We start from the raw sequence: 16,850 nt of genomic DNA, 5'->3' as shown, positions 1-16,850 counted from the left end.
TCGCGCCCAAAAAGCCTAATACAGGGGCCGGTTCAAGCAGAAGGATGGCACAGGCCATGACAGATCGGTTCGGGTTTCAGGTGACAGCGACCAGCGGAAAGGCGCGCCGGGGGGTGATCTCGACCCCGCGTGGTCAGATCCGCACGCCCGCTTTCATGCCCGTCGGCACAGCTGCGACCGTGAAAGCGATGATGCCCGAAAGCGTCGCGGCAACAGGCGCCGACATCTTGCTTGGCAACACCTACCACCTGATGTTGCGCCCCACGGCCGAACGGATTGATCGGCTTGGCGGGCTGCATAGCTTCATGAACTGGGACAAACCCATCCTGACCGATTCCGGCGGCTTTCAGGTCATGAGCCTGGCCGATCTGCGCAAGCTGACCGAAAATGGTGTGACCTTCCGCAGCCATGTGGACGGATCGAAACATGAACTGACTCCCGAGCGCTCGATGGAAATTCAGCGGCTTCTGGGCTCCGACATCGTGATGTGCTTTGACGAATGCCCGGCGCTGCCTGCCGACCGCGCCCGGATTGCTGAGTCCATGCGGCTTTCTATGAGATGGGCAAAGCGCAGCCGTGATGCCTTTGGCGACAGGCCGGGCCACGCCCTATTCGGGATCATGCAGGGCGGCCTGGAACAGGACCTTCGCGAAGAAAGCGCCAAGGCGCTGACCGAGATCGGCTTTGAAGGCTATGCCATTGGGGGCCTTGCAGTGGGCGAGGGGCAGGAGGCGATGTTCGGCTGCCTCGACTACGCACCCGATTTTCTGCCCGTCGACAAGCCGCGCTACCTGATGGGCGTGGGCAAACCCGATGATATCGTGGGGGCCGTGAAACGCGGCATCGACATGATGGATTGCGTGTTGCCAAGCCGGTCTGGCCGGACCGGGCAGGCTTTCACAAGGCGCGGCGTGGTCAATATCAAGAACGCCCGCCACCAGGACGACCCGCGCCCGCTGGACGAGCATTGCAGCTGTCCCGCCTGCACCGGCTATTCCCGCGCCTATCTGCACCATGTTTTCCGCGCGAAGGAGATCATCAGCTCCATGCTGCTGACCTGGCACAATCTGCATTACTTCCAGGAACTTATGCAGGACATGCGCGATGCCATCGAGGCCGATGATTTCGCAGGCTTCGAGGCGCAGTTTCATGCCGGGCGGGCATTGGGAGATATCGATCCGCTCTGAAACGGTAATCGGATTCGAATCCAGCAGACAGGGAGGGTTGGCCGGATTCGTCTGCTCATGCTAACGATCAGGTGGTGACGCAGCCTTAACGAGAGACATAAGGTCCGGGGTAGGGGGAAACGCATTGTGGAAACTCGTAGTGACAAGCTGCTGCCGGGGCTGACCTTAGCCCTGATCGCTCTGCTCTACCTGCTGACCTTCCCTCAGAACTTCACCGAAGGGGAGGACGCAGTCTATTACGTCGATCGCGTATCGGGCGGGGTGGCGCAATGGCATCCGAACCACCTGATCTACGAACCCCTGATGCAGGGCCTGACCAGGGTGGCGCAAGCGGTCTGGCCGGGGGCGACAGCCTTGGCGGTAATGCAGGTGGCAAGCCTGATAGCGGCGCTTTGGACGCTGGCATTGGTGTGGAAGATTGCGCGGCTGTCAGGCGGCGGGCTGGCCGGGGCGTCGGGCGCTGTCTGGCTTCTGGCGGGAAGCTTCGCCTTCTGGCTTTATGGCATGTATCCAGATACTTACACGCTGCCCTTGCCATTCGTCCTGGCCAGCTTTTTGGCACTTTGGCAGGTTGGATGGGACAGCGCAGGTTCGCGCGCCGTCATCATGGCGGCGTTTCTGGCGGGCATCGCGACCTTGATCCATCAAAGCCATGTGTTTCTGGCGGTGCCTGCCTTGGTCGTTCTGATCGTTGCCCGCCGGTTCGGTGCCGCCTTGCTGTGGCTTGCCGTGTTCGGCGCTGTTGTGGGGGCTGTCTATCTCTGGGCCGGTTGGGTGCTTTTGGGCCATCGTACAATCCCTGAGCTGATCCTCTGGGCCAAGGGCTATGCCGCCGACGGGCTTTGGACGCCACTGTCCTTGCTTGCCCCGGTGAAGGCGCTGATCGGGCTTGGCACCGCAATCTGGTCGAGCCTGTTCCTCTTTGCCTCGCCTGATGCCGCAGGCGCGCTGGAGCGCGTGTTCGCGGGCCGACAATTGGTCGAGGAAACGCATTTCGCTGCAACCGGTCTGGCACTCGGGTTCTGGCCCTTGTTGCTGCTGACCGTCGCAAGTGTGCTGTCCATTGGCGGCCTTTCGCTGCGGGTTGTGATGCGGCGGGGCAGAGCGCTGACGCCGGGGTTCGGGCCGCTTCTGGTCCTTCATGCGGGCACCTACGCAGTGGTTGCCACGATCTGGGAGCCGACGAACAAGGAATTCTGGATTGTCACATTGCCCTTCCTCGCCTTGCTGCTTGTCCTGCGCCTGCCGCCCGCGCGCGGGTTTCAGCGCATCCTGGTGGCCGGAATCGTCTCCCTTTGGTTGGCCAACGGCGCTGGTGCAATGCTGGGATTTGCGCGGGCGGACAGTGACTATTGGCAGATCACCCATTCGGCCCTGCTGGATGAGGTGCGACCCGGCGACGTGGTGGTCGACGATTGCGGATACATCTGCACAGGCTATCTGCTGCTATTTTCCCCTGCCGAATTGCTGCCTGTCGACGCGCTGGACCTTGCGGCAGAAACCGGACCGGGGCGTATCTTGCTGACCTCACGTGCCATTTCGGCACTGGATGCCCGTCAGCCAGAGGCATGGCCCCAGACCCGCGCCCGCCTGCAGCCTGTCTTTGCCACGCCAAACCTGTCGCTGTCAGAGCTTCCGCGTTGATCCCTTGGGGGCTGTCACATTTCCTTCACCTTGGCTAAGATCACGCCTTGCCCCTGCCAGCGCCGCCGTGCAGACTGCGTGCGACCCAAAGCCGGGATGACCTGTTGAAATCGGGCGGAAACGCCCCCACCTTCAAGTGTCCCCCCCGGAGAGGGCCAAAGGTTGCCGCAGAGCGGGGCCAGCGCCCTCTTGCCAAGTACAAGGAAGGCAATATGCCAGATCATACCACCACTTATCCTGTTCTCCCTCTGCGCGATGTGGTCGTGTTTCCGCATATGATCGTGCCGCTGTTCGTCGGTCGCGAAAAATCGGTGCGTGCGCTGGAAGAGGTGATGCAGGACGATCGTCAGATCCTGCTGTCCAGCCAGATCGACCCGGCTGTTGACGACCCCGACACCGACGGCATCTACCGCACAGGTGTTTTGGCCAACGTGTTGCAGCTGCTGAAACTGCCCGATGGCACGGTGAAAGTACTGGTCGAAAGCCGCAACCGCGTGACCATCACTGGCTTTCTCGACAATCCCGAGTTCTTCGAGGCCAGCGCCGAGCCGCTGGAAGAGGATGACGGCGACGCCGAAGCGATTCAGGCGATGCTGACCCCTGTCGCGGAAGAGTTCGAGCGTTACGCCAAGATCAAGAAGAACATCCCCGAAGAGGCGCTGACATCCGTGTCAGAGACCACCGATCCGGCTAAGCTGGCGGACCTTGTTTCTGGCCATCTGGGGATCGAGGTTGATCAGAAACAGGATCTTCTGGAAACGCTGTCCGTCTCGGACCGGCTGGAAAAGGTCTATGGGCTGATGCAGGGCGAAATGAGCGTCCTGAAGGTCGAGAAGAAGATCAAGACGCGCGTGAAATCCCAAATGGAGCGGACGCAGCGCGAATATTACCTGAATGAGCAGATGAAGGCCATTCAGCGCGAACTTGGCGATGGCGAAGAAGGTGCCAACGAGGTTGCCGAACTGGAAGAGCGGGTGGCCAACACCAAGCTGTCCAAGGAAGCCCGTGAAAAGGCCGATGCCGAGATCAAGAAGCTCAAGAACATGAGCCCGATGAGCGCCGAGGCCACTGTCGTGCGCAACTATCTCGACTGGATGCTGGCCATTCCGTGGGGTGTGAAATCGCGCGTGAAAAAGGATCTGGGCCGCGCCCAAGACGTACTCGATGCCGATCACTACGGGCTGGAGAAGGTCAAGGAACGCATCGTCGAATATCTCGCCGTACAGCAGCGCTCCAAGCAGCTGAAGGGCCCGATCATGTGCCTTGTCGGCCCTCCGGGCGTCGGCAAGACATCGCTTGGCAAATCTGTTGCCAAGGCCACCGGGCGCGAATTCATCCGCATCTCGCTTGGCGGTGTGCGTGATGAAAGCGAAATTCGCGGCCACCGTCGGACCTATATCGGCTCTATGCCCGGTAAGATCATCCAGGCGCTGAAAAAGGCGAAAACCACGAACCCGCTGATCCTGCTCGATGAGATCGACAAGATGGGGCAGGATTTCCGTGGCGATCCGGCGTCGGCAATGCTGGAGGTGCTGGATCCGGAACAGAACTCGACCTTCGTGGACCACTATCTTGAGGTTGAATACGACCTGTCGAACGTCATGTTCCTGACCACGTCGAACAGCTACAACATGCCGGGCCCACTTCTGGACCGGATGGAGATCATCCCGCTTGCGGGCTACACCGAGGACGAAAAACGCGAGATCGCGATGCGTCACCTGCTGCCCAAGCAGACCAAGAACCATGGTCTGAAAGCGCGGGAGTTTGAGCTGACCGAGGATGGCCTGACCGACATCATCCGCTACTACACGCGCGAAGCCGGGGTTCGGAACCTTGAACGCGAGATTGCCAAGATCTGCCGCAAGGCTCTGACCAAGATCCTCAAAAAAGAGGTCGAGACAGTTCGCGTCACACCCGAGAACATTGAAGATTTCCTGGGCGTGAAGCGGTTCAAGTTCGGGCTGGCGGAAAAGGACGATCAAATCGGTGTGGTGACGGGCTTGGCCTGGACCTCTGTCGGTGGCGATCTGCTGTCCATCGAGGCGCTGCGCCTGCCGGGCAAGGGCCGGATGAAGACCACCGGGAAACTGGGCGATGTGATGAAGGAATCCATCGACGCCGCCAGTTCCTTTGTGCGGTCCATCAGCCCGGCCATCGGGGTAAAGCCTCCGAAATTCGACAAGATCGACATCCACGTCCACGTTCCCGAAGGCGCCACGCCCAAGGACGGACCGTCTGCGGGTATCGCCATGGTGACGTCGATTGTCTCGGTGCTGACCCAGATCCCGGTCCGCAAGGACATCGCCATGACCGGAGAGGTCACCTTGCGCGGCAATGTGCTGCCGATTGGTGGGCTCAAGGAAAAGCTGCTGGCGGCGCTTCGCGGTGGCATCAAGACGGTTCTGATTCCGATCGACAATGAAAAGGATCTGCCAGAGATCCCGGACAATGTGAAAGAAGGGTTGGAGATCATTCCCGTTGCCCATGTTCGCGATGTGATTGCCCAGGCATTGGTGCGCTCACCGGAACCGATTGATTGGGACGAAGAAGCCGAGGAAGCCGCAGCAGCGGCTGCCCAGGCAGCTGCAAGCGGCGGGGCAGGGGCAACAGCCCACTGATCGCGACCAACAGCTTACAACATGACATCCCCCGCCGATTGCACATGATCGGCGGGGGATTTCGTTAGTGCAGGATGGCCTTGAACGCCCAGGAAAGAAACGCCCACGCGACCGTTTTTGATCGCGTGGGCCTGTTCGTGATGTTCCTAGATGTCAAAGACGCACAATTTTCCGGCCCTGGTCCTAAGAGAGGCCAGTAACCCGACTGGACAGAATGATCTGTTGAGCTGGATCAATCTGACCCGCGTCAGACAGGGCACCCAGAAGGCGACAGTGCCCTGCCACCTTAGGCGGGATAGTTGTTGCTACCCGACACTGACAACAGAAAGAAGATCATCGTCAGGATGGGAACGAGGATGCCCCCGTCTGCTCCGGTGGACACCGTATCCTGGGTCACGATTTCTACCGGCATGGTCGCCGCGTCGTCAGCAAAGGCTGCGCTGGATGTGATCAGCATCAGTGCCGTTGTTGCTGCCATGAGCTTTTTCATTGTCACCCTCGTATTTATAGGTTCGTCATTTCGGTGTGCCCGATCGGCTGGCGTGCGCGTCCGGCCGATGCCGGGAATGCGGCGGTTACAGATCCACCATGCCATTGCCGCTGGAGGCCAGCAGCATGAAGATCATGGTCAGGATCGGCACCAGAATGCCACCATCGGCCCCGGTGGTCACGGCGTCTTGACTGACGATTTCGACCGGCATGTTCGGTGCAGCTTCGTCGGCATAGGTTGCGGTGGCGGTCAATAGCGCCAGTGCTGTCGTTGCGGCCATCAGCTTTTTCATGATTATTCCCCTCGGGCCGTGATGGCCCGTATCCCCAGATCATTATCAACCACAATCAACCACATTGTCGGTTTGCGATGCAAGCGCCCCTGCCGCCGCAAAGCCGTCACAGATGCGGCAAGTGACACCCTTTTGCAACGGATGGGCGCCCCATTGCTATGGCACAACTTGATTCGCAGCCGATTCGCGCGTTGCTTAGTCGAATTGCCGAAAACCGCATTGCCTGGTGCCATAATGAAAAACAAGCTGACACGTCGCAGATTTACCGGTTGCCTGACCGCTATCATGGCCGCGCCAGCGCTTGTTGGCCGCGCCGAAGCGCAAGCCCGGCTGGATTTTTCGATTCCCGAGGGGATCACTCAGGGCGGTCCGACGACGATCACGCGGGTGCCCACCGATCAGCCAGTGGTGGCCATGACCTTCGATGACGGCCCCCATCAAACGTTGACGCCACAGTTGTTGGACATGCTGGCCGCGCGCAATATCCGGGCCACATTCTACCTGATTGGACGGCGTGTGGCGCTGTATCCGGAACTGACCCGCCGCATTGCCGCGGAAGGGCATGAAATCGGCAATCACACCTGGAACCACCCGCGTCTGACGTCACTCGGCAATGACGGGCTGCTTCGGGAATTGGATCGCACCACGGTTGTGATCAACGAAACCGTTGGCCGTCTGCCCGTCACCATGCGCCCACCTTATGGGCTGCTGTCCATGCGTCAGCGCAACCTGATCTACGAAGCGCGGCAGTTGCCCACCATCCTGTGGTCCGTCGATCCTGAGGATTGGCGTCGTCCGGGCAGTTCGGTGGTGGCCAATCGCATCGTCAGCCGGTCTCACAGCGGCGCGGTGATTCTGGCCCATGACATTATCGGCCCGACCGTGCGCGCGATGCCTGCGGCCCTGGATGGGCTGATCGCCCGTGGCTATCGGTTCACGACCGTGTCGGAGCTGATGGGATGGCCCCGTTGGGACACGCGCAATATCCGTCTGGCGTCAAGCAGCGCGGATTAAGCATCTTTCCAAACGCGCTCTGGTGCGTCGACCCTTCGGTTGCTAGGTTGCCCCAATAGAAGCAACAAACTGCCGAATGGGGGACTTATGACTGCTGGAGAAATCGTGACGCTCTCTTCCAGCGTGGAAGATGACAACACCGCTGCTGAAGAAAACAGTGCCGACAAACCGCAACTCTACAAGATGCAGGATCTGATGCAGGCCATCGCCGGGCAGTCGGCGCTCAAGCGCTCGGAACTACGCGAAGCGGCCGGGCTGGTCTGCGAGGCTATCGGTCAGGCGCTTGATGACGGGCAGACGATTTCCCTGCCGGGACTTGGCAAGATCACCCCGCGAAAGCGCGACAGCAAGCCGTCTGGTGATCTGCTGACGGCGCGGATCAAGCTGGTCCAAAAGGGGAAAGAACTGGACGAAATCACCAAGGAAGACGGCGCGGAAAATCCGTGATCAGCCCCTTGCATAGCTGGGAAAGCGCCGCTAAAAGACGGCCCCACGGCGGGTGATTAGCTCAGTGGTAGAGCGCTTCGTTCACATCGAAGATGTCAGGAGTTCAAATCTCTTATCACCCACCATTTTCCTTCCGAAAGGCGCCCCGAACTCGTGGCGCCTTTTCGTTTTCATAGGACCAGAGGGCACCGGAAAGCGCGCTACATGACCACTGCCAGACTTGAATTCCCCGAGCTTTGGGTGCTGCGCCACGGCGAGACCGAGTGGAACACCGAAGAACGTTTGCAAGGCCTTCTGGATTCGCCCCTGACCGCTGTGGGGCTGGATCAGGCACGCGCGCAGGGGCGGCTTTTGGCAGCCCACCTTTCTGGCCCGGTGCGCGTCATTTCCAGCGACGCCCCCCGCGCGATGCGAACGGCAGAGATCGCGGTTTCGGGATTGGGTCTGGTCATCGAATCCGATCCGCGCCTGGCCGAGATCAACCTGGGTCGCTGGCAAGGCCGAACGGTACAGGAGCTTCGGGCCGAATACCCAGACATCGCCCGTGCAACCGACCCGCATCTGTGGAAATTCGGTGCGCCGGGTGGCGAGACACTTGGCCAGATGTCGGCGCGGGTACAGGCGGTTCTGGAGGGGCTGACCGGCCCAACAGTTCTGGTCACCCATGGCGTGACATCGCGGCTTTTGCGCTGCATCGTTCTGGGGATTCCGGTCACCGATCTGGCGTCGGTTCCGGGCGGGCAGGGGGTGGTTCATCACATTCGTGACGGCAAGGCGCAAATCCTGTCCGCTTAGGGCTTGCGCCCCCTTTGGTCCCGCGCTATCAGAACCGCCGACGGGTCGTTAGCTCAGTTGGTAGAGCGCTTCGTTTACACCGAAGATGTCGGGAGTTCGAGCCTCTCACGACCCACCATTCCCCCTCCCGATATCGTAGTATAAGCATTGTCGGTGATTTGCGCTTTCCGCATTCAGGATCGGTATATCTCGATTCAGGTCCGGTATGCTCTCAACAGAAATCTCAATTACATCAAAGCTTTGTTGCCCAGAAACAATTTGTTTCCCCGGCATATCTCCGCGGTATCTGTCAATTATCGGCGAAATCTGGAAAAATTCGTGGCGAAATTGTGGCGTTCGGGTGGGGGCTCGAAAACCAGCCGTGGAAGCCATATTCCTCGGTATCTGGTTTTATGACCGGAGGAATACCTATGCCCGACCATTCCAAAACTTTCACTTACGAGTTGGAGGGGCTGTCTTACACGGTGACCGTGTTTGAAGATCCTGTGACCGGCAGTGTGTTCGCGGAGGTCGAAGTTCTCGAAGGCTCAATGGATGTGAATGCCATCTATTACGGGGATGATGACTTCTCAGGTGACAGCGCGTCGCTTGATGGCCCGCTCAACATGAACGGCACACGGCTGGAAGGTGAGCATATCCAGTGGGATGGCGCAGTTGCGCTATCGGATCCGGGGCTTGGTCCGGATGCGGATGAGAAGGAAACCTATCTTCAAAGCGGCGAAAGCTACCTGGTGGAACTCACCGATGTCAGCAGCATTGACGAGATTGACGTGCTTGGCATCCGCGCAACTTCGACGACGACCGAAGAAGGGTCCATCAAATCCGTCTCCGACGAACCCGAAGATCCAGAAGACCCCGAAGATCCCACCTTCGAGAAAATCGGCTTTGGCGTCGAAATCGGCGCAAATGGCGGCATTGCGAATGGCGTCTACGTCTTTGAAGAGGCCCTGCCGGAAGGCCAGGACGGCACATTCGAGAATTACGTCGCCTACTACGATAGCCTCTATGCAGAAGATCCGGACTACAACATCACTCAGCTGGAATCTGTGATCTTCCTGGAACTTGTCCCGGGCACCGATGACAACGGAAACCCGATCGACATCCCGCAGGAACTGTTCCGCATCGACGCGCCCGAGGACGGGTGGAACTCCGCCGATGATCTGCTTGCCTCCTATGAGGAAGCCGTGGCCAATGGAGCCCTCGATGGGGTCTCAGCTGACGAAGGCGTCGAACTGATAGCTGCCCTCAGCCTTGACGGATCCTATGACGACCCAGCCATGGACGGAGATGGCATGGAAGAGGACGCTTTAGAGTTCATGTAATAGCGGCTGCAGCCCCCGTTCCGCTCTCCCGCCAGCGACTTTGTTCCGTTGGCGGGAGGTCCGGCTTTGCAGTCTATCAGGTTTACGCTCGTGCAATGCTGCGCGGTGCCTGTGTGCGGAGCGATAATAGGTATGCGCGTCTTTTGGACCTATCTTTGTCTCACCTGCAAAACGATAGGAGACAAAGGACATGAGCTGGAACCCCGCCCTCGACCCGCATTGCCCATTGGGTGATGGGGTCGATGCCATCGAGACATTGATCATCCCGCGCGCCCGCGACCTGGGTGGATTTGAAGTGCGTCGCGCGCTGCCAGCCCCCAAGCGGCAGATGGTTGGACCGTTCATTTTCTTCGACCAGATGGGCCCGGCCGAAATGCTGCCAACCAAGGGCCTGGATGTGCGCCCGCACCCGCATATCGGACTGGCGAAGATCTCCTACCTCTACCGGGGCCGGATGCATCACCGCGACAGTCTTGGCACCGATGGATGGATCGAACCGGGCGATGTGAACCTGATGGTGGCCGGGCAGGGGATCACCCATTCCGAACGCACCGATGACGAGACCCAGACCCTGCCCATGCCCTTCTTCGGCATCCAGACATGGATTGCACTGCCCGAGGACCAGGAGGAGCGCGCGCCAGACTTTCATCATGCGGGCAAGGACGAATTGCCGGTGCTGAAGGCCGAGGGCAAGGAACTGCGCCTGATTTTGGGGTCTGCTTATGGCGAAACTGCCCCGGTCCCGGTCCCGTCCGAAATGTTCTATGCGGACGCGATCTTGGAGGCCGGAGCAGTGCTGCCGCTGCCAGATGACCAAGAGGACAGGGGTGTATATGTCGCCGAGGGCTCTGTCGAACTGGCAGGGGACAGCCATAAGGCCGGCGAGATGATGGTGTTCCGCCCCGGTGACAGGCTGGCCCTGACTGCAGGACCGGCAGGCGCACGGCTGATCCTTCTGGGCGGCGCCACCCTGAATGGTCCGCGCCATATCTAGTGGAATTTCGTGTCCTCCAGCAAGGAGCGGATCCTGGAGGCCAAGGAAGCGTGGCGCGCGGCGGATTGGCAGTCGGGCCCGTTCCATTTGCCCCCCGGAGATGACGCGGAATTCATCCCCGCTCCGGATCGAGGGCCGCTTTGGGCGAAAGGGGACTGAGGCCGCAAAGGGTTCTCAGCGTTTGATTTTCGCGCTAGGGCTGATTGAGCGCGGCGGAGTTCATCTGCGTCCGCGCCCAACCCAATGAAAGCAAACGACATGCCCGGCGCTCCGCGTCCCACCGAGGAGACACAGCCGCTCGCGATCCTGTTGATTCTTGCGGGCATGGTCTTCATCACCGTGAACGATTCCCTGATCAAGGCGCTTGGTGGCGACTATCCGTTGCACCAGATGGTCTTTGTCCGCTCGGCCATCGGGATCGTCTTTTCGCTGGTGATCCTGCAATTCGAGGGCGGATTTCGGGAATTGCGCACGGCCACGCCGGGGTTGCACCTGCTGCGCGGGGTATTCGTCGTGATCTCGAACATGCTCTACTTTGCGGCGCTGGCAGTGATGCCGCTGGCCGATGCGGTGGCAACCTTTTTCGTGGCGCCGCTGATCATCACGGTGTTGTCGGTCGTGGTGCTGAAAGAAAAGGTTGGGATTCACAGGATCACGGCCATCATCGTGGGATTTGCGGGCGTTCTGGTCATGACACGCCCCGGTATGGCCGGTGAAGATGCGCCAGAACGCTGGACACTCCTGCTGCCGGTCCTTGCGGCCACGGCCTATGCGGCGATGCAGGTGATGACGCGAAAGCTGGGGGTCTATTCCAAGGCCTCGGCATTGGCAGTCTATATCCAGGGCGTGTTCCTTGTGGTCAGCATTGGTTTCTTTCTGGTGGCAGGCGATGGACGGTTTGCTGAAGGGGTTGAGGCGGAGAGCCTGGTCTTTCTGTTTCGGGCCTGGGTCTGGCCAACGCCAGGCGATTGGCCGCTCTTCATCCTGCTTGGCTGCATGTCCGGCGCAATCGGATACCTGCTGTCGGCGGCCTACAAGATGGGTAACGCCGCGACGATCTCCTCTTTCGAATACACTGCGCTGCCGTTGGCCATCGCCTCGGGCTGGCTTGTGTTCGGAGAGGTGCCAGACCTTTGGGTGCTGGCGGGAACCATGTTGATCGCGGGGGCTGGCATCTATGTTTTCATGCGTGAGCGGCAGCGCCGAAGCCCGGTCGCGCCGCGCCGCCCGCTCAGGCGTGGATAGGCCTGCGCAGGGTGGCTGCGAAAAAATTCGCCCGGCGGGGATTTAAGCGCAAAACCGCGCTTGACGGGGGGGCGCGGGGCACATAGAACCCGCCTCACGCCACGAGGCCGAAGGGTCGCGGGCGATGCAGCGGGCGGTTGTAGCTCAGTTGGTTAGAGTACCGGCCTGTCACGCCGGGGGTCGCGGGTTCGAGCCCCGTCAACCGCGCCACTTTCATTCACATTCGTTGAATTGTTGCCCTGACGGGCGGTGGCTGCGCGCCTCCTCAAACCCCCGCTTTCGCGGGGGCCTTCGTCGGCCCGCTCTCCGCTGAAGCGGACGATCACGCATGTGGACATGGAACGAGGGAAACGACAGGTGCGATTGTTGCCCTGCCGGATCCACTTGATGAGCTGATCGTGATCAGCCCTGGCGCCCGCGCTTTTCAAACCGGGGCAGCATGGCGGAAAAATCCATGCCCTTGCCGTCCTCGGCCTCAACGAACTGCGCGTACAGCGCAGCTGCGGCCTGACCCATGGGCGTATCGGCATCTGCTGCTTCGGCGGCGGCCTGAGACAGGCGCAGGTCTTTCAACATCAGCTCTGCCGCGAAACCGGGCTTGTAGCCGTTGTCGGCGGGGCTTTGCGGCCCCACGCCCGGCGCCGGGCAATAGGCGTTCATGGTCCAGCTATAGCCCGATGAGGTGCTGACAACGTCAAACATCTTGTCGCGCGCCAGCCCCAGCTTGTCGGCAAGCGCGAAGGCCTCGCAGGTGGCGATCATGGTGACGCCCAGGATCATGTTGTTGCAAATCTTGGCGGCTTGTCCGTTGCCCGCCGGGCCGCAATGCACGGCCTTCTGGCCCATGATGTCAAAGAGCGGCTTGGCTGTGGCAAAGGCCGTGTCGCTGCCACCAACCATGAAGGTGAGCGTCCCCGCCGCAGCCCCGCCGACACCGCCAGACACGGGCGCATCGAGGAAGCCAAGCCCCGCCGCCTCGCACTGGCCTGCCACGTCGCGCGCGGCGTCCACTTCGACCGTGGAACAATCCAGCAGCACTGCGCCTGCGGTCATCGGAGGGATCACATCGCTCGCCACCGCCTTAAGGATCGCGCCATTGGGCAGCATGGTGATGACCACGTCTTGCCCCTTGGCGGCGTCAGCGGCACTGGCGGCCATGGTCACGCCCTCAGGCGCGGGTGCGGCGAGGTCGAAGCCCGTTACTTCGTGGCCGGCTGCCACCAGATTGGCCGCCATGGGACTGCCCATATTGCCAAGGCCGATGAATCCGATCTTCATGATATCTCTCCTTCAGAGGGTCAGGGCGTCCGCCCTAAGCGGCTGGAACATGGCGGCCACGTCAGCGGGGGGAACCGCGCCCGGTCCGGCATGGCGCCACTTGGGCGCGTTGTCCTTGTCGATGATGATGGCGCGGATGCCTTCAAGGAAATCGCCTTTTTCCATGGAGCGCGCGGTAAAGCGGTATTCCATCTCAAGCGCGCCTTCGATCGTGTCCTTGGCGCGGCTGCGATGGATTAACTCCACCGCGCAAGCCATTGAAATCGGTGAATTACTCTCCATCTCCTTCAGAGCACTGCGGGCGAAGTCGCTATCGGTCGCGGCCAACAGATTCACAATATCGCGCAGCGTTTCTCCGCCGAAAAGATCAACTATTTCAGCTTGTTGTGCAGCGATCTTCGAGTCCGGGGCGGGCAGGGCACTGCGATCCACGGCCTCCCAATCGCCGGTTTCCACAAGCGTCTCCATCAACGACGCCCAGTGGTCGCGCGGGATGTAGTAATCGGCAAATCCCGCATGGATCGCGTCGCCCGGTCCCATCCGGGCGGAGGTAACGCCGAGATATTCGCCCAAGCGCCCCGGCGCGCGCGCAAGGATCAGCGAGCCGCCCACATCGGGCACCAGCCCGACCTTGGTTTCCGGCATCGCGACCCGCGTGTCGTCGCAGACGATGCGATGCGAGCCATGGCAGCCGACGCCCACGCCGCCGCCCATGACGAAGCCATGCAGGAAGGTGATGACGGGTTTGGGGAAATTGAACAGGGCCGCGTTCATGCGGTATTCGTCCTGCCAGAAGCGGCGGCCATAGCTATAATCGCCCGCGCTGCCGGTCGCATACATCTCGGCCAGATCGCCGCCCGCGCAGAAGGCCTTTTCGCAGGGCAGCCCGTCGATGATCAGCAGCTTGACCACCGGGTCATCGGCCCAGGCAATCAGCGCTTTCTCGATCTCCAGGCACATGTCCCAGGTCAGCGCGTTCAGCGCCTTGGGGCGGTTGAGCGTGATCCGGCCCGCGCGGCCCTCGATGCGGCAGGTGATGTCCGACATTAACCGCGCTCCGCAAGCATCTGACGAGACACGATAAGTCTCATGATCTCATTGGTGCCTTCGAGGATCTGGTGCACCCGCAGGTCGCGGACGATCTTCTCGATTCCGTAATCGGCGAGGTAGCCATAGCCGCCATGGAGTTGCAGGCAGGTATTGGCCACGTCGAAGCTGGCATCGGTCACATACATCTTGGCCATGGCGCAGAACTTGGTGGCGTCATGGGCCTTGTTGTCCAGCTTCCATGCCGCCTGGCGCAGGAAGGTGCGGGCGGATTGCAGTTTGACCTCCATCTCTGCCAGCTTGAATTGCAGCGCCTGAAAGCTGTCGATGGTGCGCCCAAAGGCCTTGCGTTCCCCCATATAGGCCAGCGTCAGGTCGAGCGCCTTCTGCGCGCCGCCAAGGGCCGAGGCCGCGATATTGAGCCGCCCGCCATCGAGACCTGCCATCGCGTAGGAAAACCCCTTGCCTTCCTCGCCGATCAGATTGTCGGCAGGCACCTTGCAATCGTCGAACTGCACCTGCGCCGTGGGTTGGGCGAGCCAGCCCATCTTTTTCTCCAGCGCCCCGAAAGAGAGCCCCTCGGTGCCGTCCTCCACGACCACGGTCGAAATTCCCTTTGGGCCATCCTCGCCGGTGCGGACCATCGTCACGTAAGCATCGGAATAGGAGCCGCCCGAGATGAACGCCTTGGTGCCATTGAGCGTATAGCCCTCATTCGTCCGCTCCGCGCGGGTGCGGAGCGCAGCGGCGTCGGACCCGGACCCCGGTTCGGTCAGGCAGTAGGAAAACACCTTCTCCATCGTGCACAGGTCGGGCAGCCAGCGCGCCTTGGTGTCGTCCGAGCCGAACTTGTCGATCATGCCGCCGCACATGTTGTGAATCGACAGGAAGCTGCCGACGGCGGGGCAGGACATGGCCAGCGCCTCGAAGACCAGCGTCGCATCCAGGCGGCTCAGCCCCGATCCGCCATACTCCTCGGACACGTAAAGCCCGCCAAAGCCAAGCTCCGCGATCTTGGGCCACAGGTCCTTCGGGATCGTGCCCGCCGCTTCCCATTCCATGGCGAAAGGGGCGATATGTTCCTCGCCAAAGGCCTTGGCCATGTCGAAGATCATCACCTGTTCTTCGGACAATGCGAAATCCATGGGGGCTCCTCCCGGTGCAGCTTGGAATTGAACGCTTGTTTAATTACCAATTCTTGCAAGACTTTTGCAAGGCGGGCCGCTGCGTCACAAATCCGCGTGAAATTCCTCGATCAGGTGGCGCACAACGTCGCGCATGGCTTCGTCATGGGGTTTTCCGGCGGCCTCTGATGCGGCGAGCACTGCGCGCTGGCGGTCAGAGGAGGTTCCACGCGCAACCATGTCGCGGGCGCGGTCCAGTTCGGCGTTGCAGCCCAGATAGGCGGCGTCCTCAGCGGTCAATTCAATGATGTCCTCGATCAGCTCGGCCATCGGCAATATCTCCCTCTTGCCGAAGTCGATAAGACCTTCCGACGTGCCATAGCGCTGTGCCCGCCAGCGGTTTTCCTCGATCAGGAAGGCATCATAAAGCCGCCAGCGCTGGTTGAGGCCCCGCAGACGGAAGAGCATCCGCGACAGGCTCTGAATCATCGCGGCCAGGGTCAGCGTGTCTTCCAGCCGTGGGTTCACGTCACAGATGCGGGTTTCAAGCGTCGGAAAGCGCGCTGACGGGCGCAGATCCCACCAGATCTTGGAGCTGTCCTCGATTATGCCGAGGTCAACCAGCACATCCACGGTGCGTTCGTAATCGGCAAAAGACGGGAAAGACGGCGGTAACCCGGTGCGGGGCAGATTGTCGAAGACCGTCAGCCGGTAGGAGGCAAGCTTGGTATCGCGCCCTTGCCAGAAGGGCGAGGATGCCGACAGCGCCAAGAGATGCGGCAGGAAATACGATAGCTGCCCCATCAGGTCATTGCGCAGATCGTCGGTCCCAAGACCGACATGCACATGCATCCCGCAGATCAGCATCCGGTTCACCACACCACCCAGATCGCGGGCCAGCGCATTATAGCGGTCCTTATCGGTGTGGTGCTGGTTCTTCCAATCGGCAAACGGGTGGCAGGACACGGCAATTGGCGACAGGCCGTAGGCGTCCGCAACGCGGGATACGGTAGAGCGCAGACGCTTCAGATCCTCTCGCGCCTCGGCAATGTTTGCACAGACACGTGTGCCGATTTCGATCTGGCATTGTAGGAATTCCGGGCTGACCTGGCCTTCCAGTTCGGCAACGCAGGCGTCCATCAGCTCTTTGGGGGCTTCGACCAGGTCACAGCTGGTCTGATCGACCAACAGATATTCTTCCTCGATCCCGAGAGAGAAGGGGGGCTCTTTGGGTGCCATTGTGTCCTCCGCTATTTCGGTCCAGCAAAGCAGGCAACCGCTGCGAATTCCAAGGAAAAAGGGCAAGCAGAGGGAAATCGGCCGCGTATAGCCCCTTATATGATAAGATCCATG

The 16,850-nt window shown here is 60.7% G+C and carries 14 protein-coding genes, 3 tRNA genes and 1 pseudogene; 12 read left to right on the top strand and 6 right to left on the bottom strand.

Features of this window, described 5'->3' with window-relative positions; genetic code table 11:
• Positions 1-56: 56 nt before the first annotated feature.
• The 3 genes from tgt (at position 57) to lon (ending at position 5,449) form a co-directional block, all read left to right on the top strand.
• The gene (gene tgt, locus ACROHD_RS03720) at positions 57-1,187 is read left to right on the top strand and encodes a tRNA guanosine(34) transglycosylase Tgt (RefSeq protein WP_432675989.1); all 1,131 of its coding nucleotides are present in this window, start codon (positions 57-59) and stop codon (positions 1,185-1,187) included.
• Between the two features lie 126 nt (positions 1,188-1,313).
• The gene (locus ACROHD_RS03715; protein ID WP_432675988.1) at positions 1,314-2,831 is read left to right on the top strand and encodes a hypothetical protein; all 1,518 of its coding nucleotides are present in this window, start codon (positions 1,314-1,316) and stop codon (positions 2,829-2,831) included.
• Positions 2,832-3,043: 212 nt separating this feature from the next.
• On the top strand, positions 3,044-5,449 hold the full coding sequence (gene lon / locus ACROHD_RS03710) for an endopeptidase La (RefSeq protein ID WP_432675987.1): 2,406 nt from the start codon (positions 3,044-3,046) through the stop codon (positions 5,447-5,449).
• A gap of 286 nt (positions 5,450-5,735) precedes the next feature.
• On the opposite strand, the gene ACROHD_RS03705 is transcribed toward lon, so the two are convergent.
• Both ACROHD_RS03705 and ACROHD_RS03700 read right to left on the bottom strand, forming a co-directional pair.
• Positions 5,736-5,927, bottom strand: a complete 192-nt coding sequence (locus ACROHD_RS03705; RefSeq protein ID WP_432675986.1) for a hypothetical protein — start codon at positions 5,925-5,927, stop codon at positions 5,736-5,738.
• 97 nt (positions 5,928-6,024) lie between these two features.
• The gene (locus ACROHD_RS03700; protein WP_432675985.1) at positions 6,025-6,231 is read right to left on the bottom strand and encodes a hypothetical protein; all 207 of its coding nucleotides are present in this window, start codon (positions 6,229-6,231) and stop codon (positions 6,025-6,027) included.
• A 234-nt stretch (positions 6,232-6,465) separates the two neighbouring features.
• Between ACROHD_RS03700 and ACROHD_RS03695 the strand changes: the two genes are divergently transcribed.
• From ACROHD_RS03695 to ACROHD_RS03655, 9 genes and pseudogenes are all read left to right on the top strand, one after another.
• Positions 6,466-7,245 (top strand): polysaccharide deacetylase family protein, encoded by a 780-nt coding sequence (locus ACROHD_RS03695; protein WP_432675983.1) that lies wholly within the window; start codon positions 6,466-6,468, stop codon positions 7,243-7,245.
• An 87-nt stretch (positions 7,246-7,332) separates the two neighbouring features.
• The gene (locus ACROHD_RS03690) at positions 7,333-7,692 is read left to right on the top strand and encodes an HU family DNA-binding protein (RefSeq protein WP_432675981.1); all 360 of its coding nucleotides are present in this window, start codon (positions 7,333-7,335) and stop codon (positions 7,690-7,692) included.
• Between the two features lie 50 nt (positions 7,693-7,742).
• Positions 7,743-7,817: transfer RNA gene (locus ACROHD_RS03685), tRNA-Val, on the top strand.
• A gap of 79 nt (positions 7,818-7,896) precedes the next feature.
• Positions 7,897-8,487: a histidine phosphatase family protein gene (locus ACROHD_RS03680; protein WP_432675980.1), complete on the top strand. Its 591-nt coding sequence runs from the start codon at positions 7,897-7,899 to the stop codon at positions 8,485-8,487.
• 42 nt (positions 8,488-8,529) lie between these two features.
• Positions 8,530-8,605, top strand: a tRNA-Val gene (locus tag ACROHD_RS03675).
• 292 nt (positions 8,606-8,897) lie between these two features.
• A complete protein-coding gene (locus ACROHD_RS03670) occupies positions 8,898-9,809 on the top strand; it encodes a hypothetical protein (protein WP_432675979.1) in 912 nt (303 codons plus the stop codon).
• Positions 9,810-9,999: 190 nt separating this feature from the next.
• Positions 10,000-10,962: pseudogene (locus ACROHD_RS03665) on the top strand (pirin family protein).
• A 99-nt stretch (positions 10,963-11,061) separates the two neighbouring features.
• On the top strand, positions 11,062-12,048 hold the full coding sequence (locus tag ACROHD_RS03660; protein ID WP_432675978.1) for a DMT family transporter: 987 nt from the start codon (positions 11,062-11,064) through the stop codon (positions 12,046-12,048).
• A gap of 133 nt (positions 12,049-12,181) precedes the next feature.
• Positions 12,182-12,258 (top strand) — tRNA-Asp (locus ACROHD_RS03655).
• Between the two features lie 192 nt (positions 12,259-12,450).
• Here ACROHD_RS03655 and mmsB read toward each other — a convergent pair.
• The 4 genes from mmsB to ACROHD_RS03635 all read right to left on the bottom strand — a co-directional run bounded on the left by mmsB (position 12,451) and on the right by ACROHD_RS03635 (position 16,736).
• Positions 12,451-13,326, bottom strand: coding sequence for a 3-hydroxyisobutyrate dehydrogenase (mmsB, locus tag ACROHD_RS03650; protein ID WP_432675977.1), 876 nt, complete (start codon positions 13,324-13,326; stop codon positions 12,451-12,453).
• 12 nt (positions 13,327-13,338) lie between these two features.
• A complete protein-coding gene (locus ACROHD_RS03645) occupies positions 13,339-14,373 on the bottom strand; it encodes an enoyl-CoA hydratase/isomerase family protein (protein ID WP_432675976.1) in 1,035 nt (344 codons plus the stop codon).
• A complete protein-coding gene (locus ACROHD_RS03640) occupies positions 14,373-15,518 on the bottom strand; it encodes an acyl-CoA dehydrogenase family protein (protein ID WP_432675975.1) in 1,146 nt (381 codons plus the stop codon). Before ACROHD_RS03640 ends, ACROHD_RS03645 begins: the two co-directional genes overlap by 1 nt.
• A gap of 84 nt (positions 15,519-15,602) precedes the next feature.
• The gene (locus ACROHD_RS03635; protein WP_432675974.1) at positions 15,603-16,736 is read right to left on the bottom strand and encodes a carboxylate-amine ligase; all 1,134 of its coding nucleotides are present in this window, start codon (positions 16,734-16,736) and stop codon (positions 15,603-15,605) included.
• Between the last annotated feature and the right edge of the window lie 114 nt (positions 16,737-16,850).

This window comes from Nioella aestuarii (genome assembly GCF_050896395.1).
GTDB lineage: Bacteria > Pseudomonadota > Alphaproteobacteria > Rhodobacterales > Rhodobacteraceae > Nioella > Nioella aestuarii.
This window is presented reverse-complemented; position numbering and strand designations above follow the sequence as displayed.

Coding starts and splice junctions, on each gene's coding strand:
- tgt (WP_432675989.1), top strand. CDS start 57: ATGACAGATCGGTTCGGGTTTCAGGTGACAGCGACCAGCGGAAAGGCG.
- lon (WP_432675987.1), top strand. CDS start 3,044: ATGCCAGATCATACCACCACTTATCCTGTTCTCCCTCTGCGCGATGTG.
- ACROHD_RS03705 (WP_432675986.1), bottom strand. CDS start 5,927: ATGGCAGCAACAACGGCACTGATGCTGATCACATCCAGCGCAGCCTTT.
- ACROHD_RS03700 (WP_432675985.1), bottom strand. CDS start 6,231: ATGAAAAAGCTGATGGCCGCAACGACAGCACTGGCGCTATTGACCGCC.
- ACROHD_RS03695 (WP_432675983.1), top strand. CDS start 6,466: ATGAAAAACAAGCTGACACGTCGCAGATTTACCGGTTGCCTGACCGCT.
- ACROHD_RS03690 (WP_432675981.1), top strand. CDS start 7,333: ATGACTGCTGGAGAAATCGTGACGCTCTCTTCCAGCGTGGAAGATGAC.
- ACROHD_RS03680 (WP_432675980.1), top strand. CDS start 7,897: ATGACCACTGCCAGACTTGAATTCCCCGAGCTTTGGGTGCTGCGCCAC.
- ACROHD_RS03670 (WP_432675979.1), top strand. CDS start 8,898: ATGCCCGACCATTCCAAAACTTTCACTTACGAGTTGGAGGGGCTGTCT.
- ACROHD_RS03660 (WP_432675978.1), top strand. CDS start 11,062: ATGCCCGGCGCTCCGCGTCCCACCGAGGAGACACAGCCGCTCGCGATC.
- mmsB (WP_432675977.1), bottom strand. CDS start 13,326: ATGAAGATCGGATTCATCGGCCTTGGCAATATGGGCAGTCCCATGGCG.
- ACROHD_RS03645 (WP_432675976.1), bottom strand. CDS start 14,373: ATGTCGGACATCACCTGCCGCATCGAGGGCCGCGCGGGCCGGATCACG.
- ACROHD_RS03640 (WP_432675975.1), bottom strand. CDS start 15,518: ATGGATTTCGCATTGTCCGAAGAACAGGTGATGATCTTCGACATGGCC.
- ACROHD_RS03635 (WP_432675974.1), bottom strand. CDS start 16,736: ATGGCACCCAAAGAGCCCCCCTTCTCTCTCGGGATCGAGGAAGAATAT.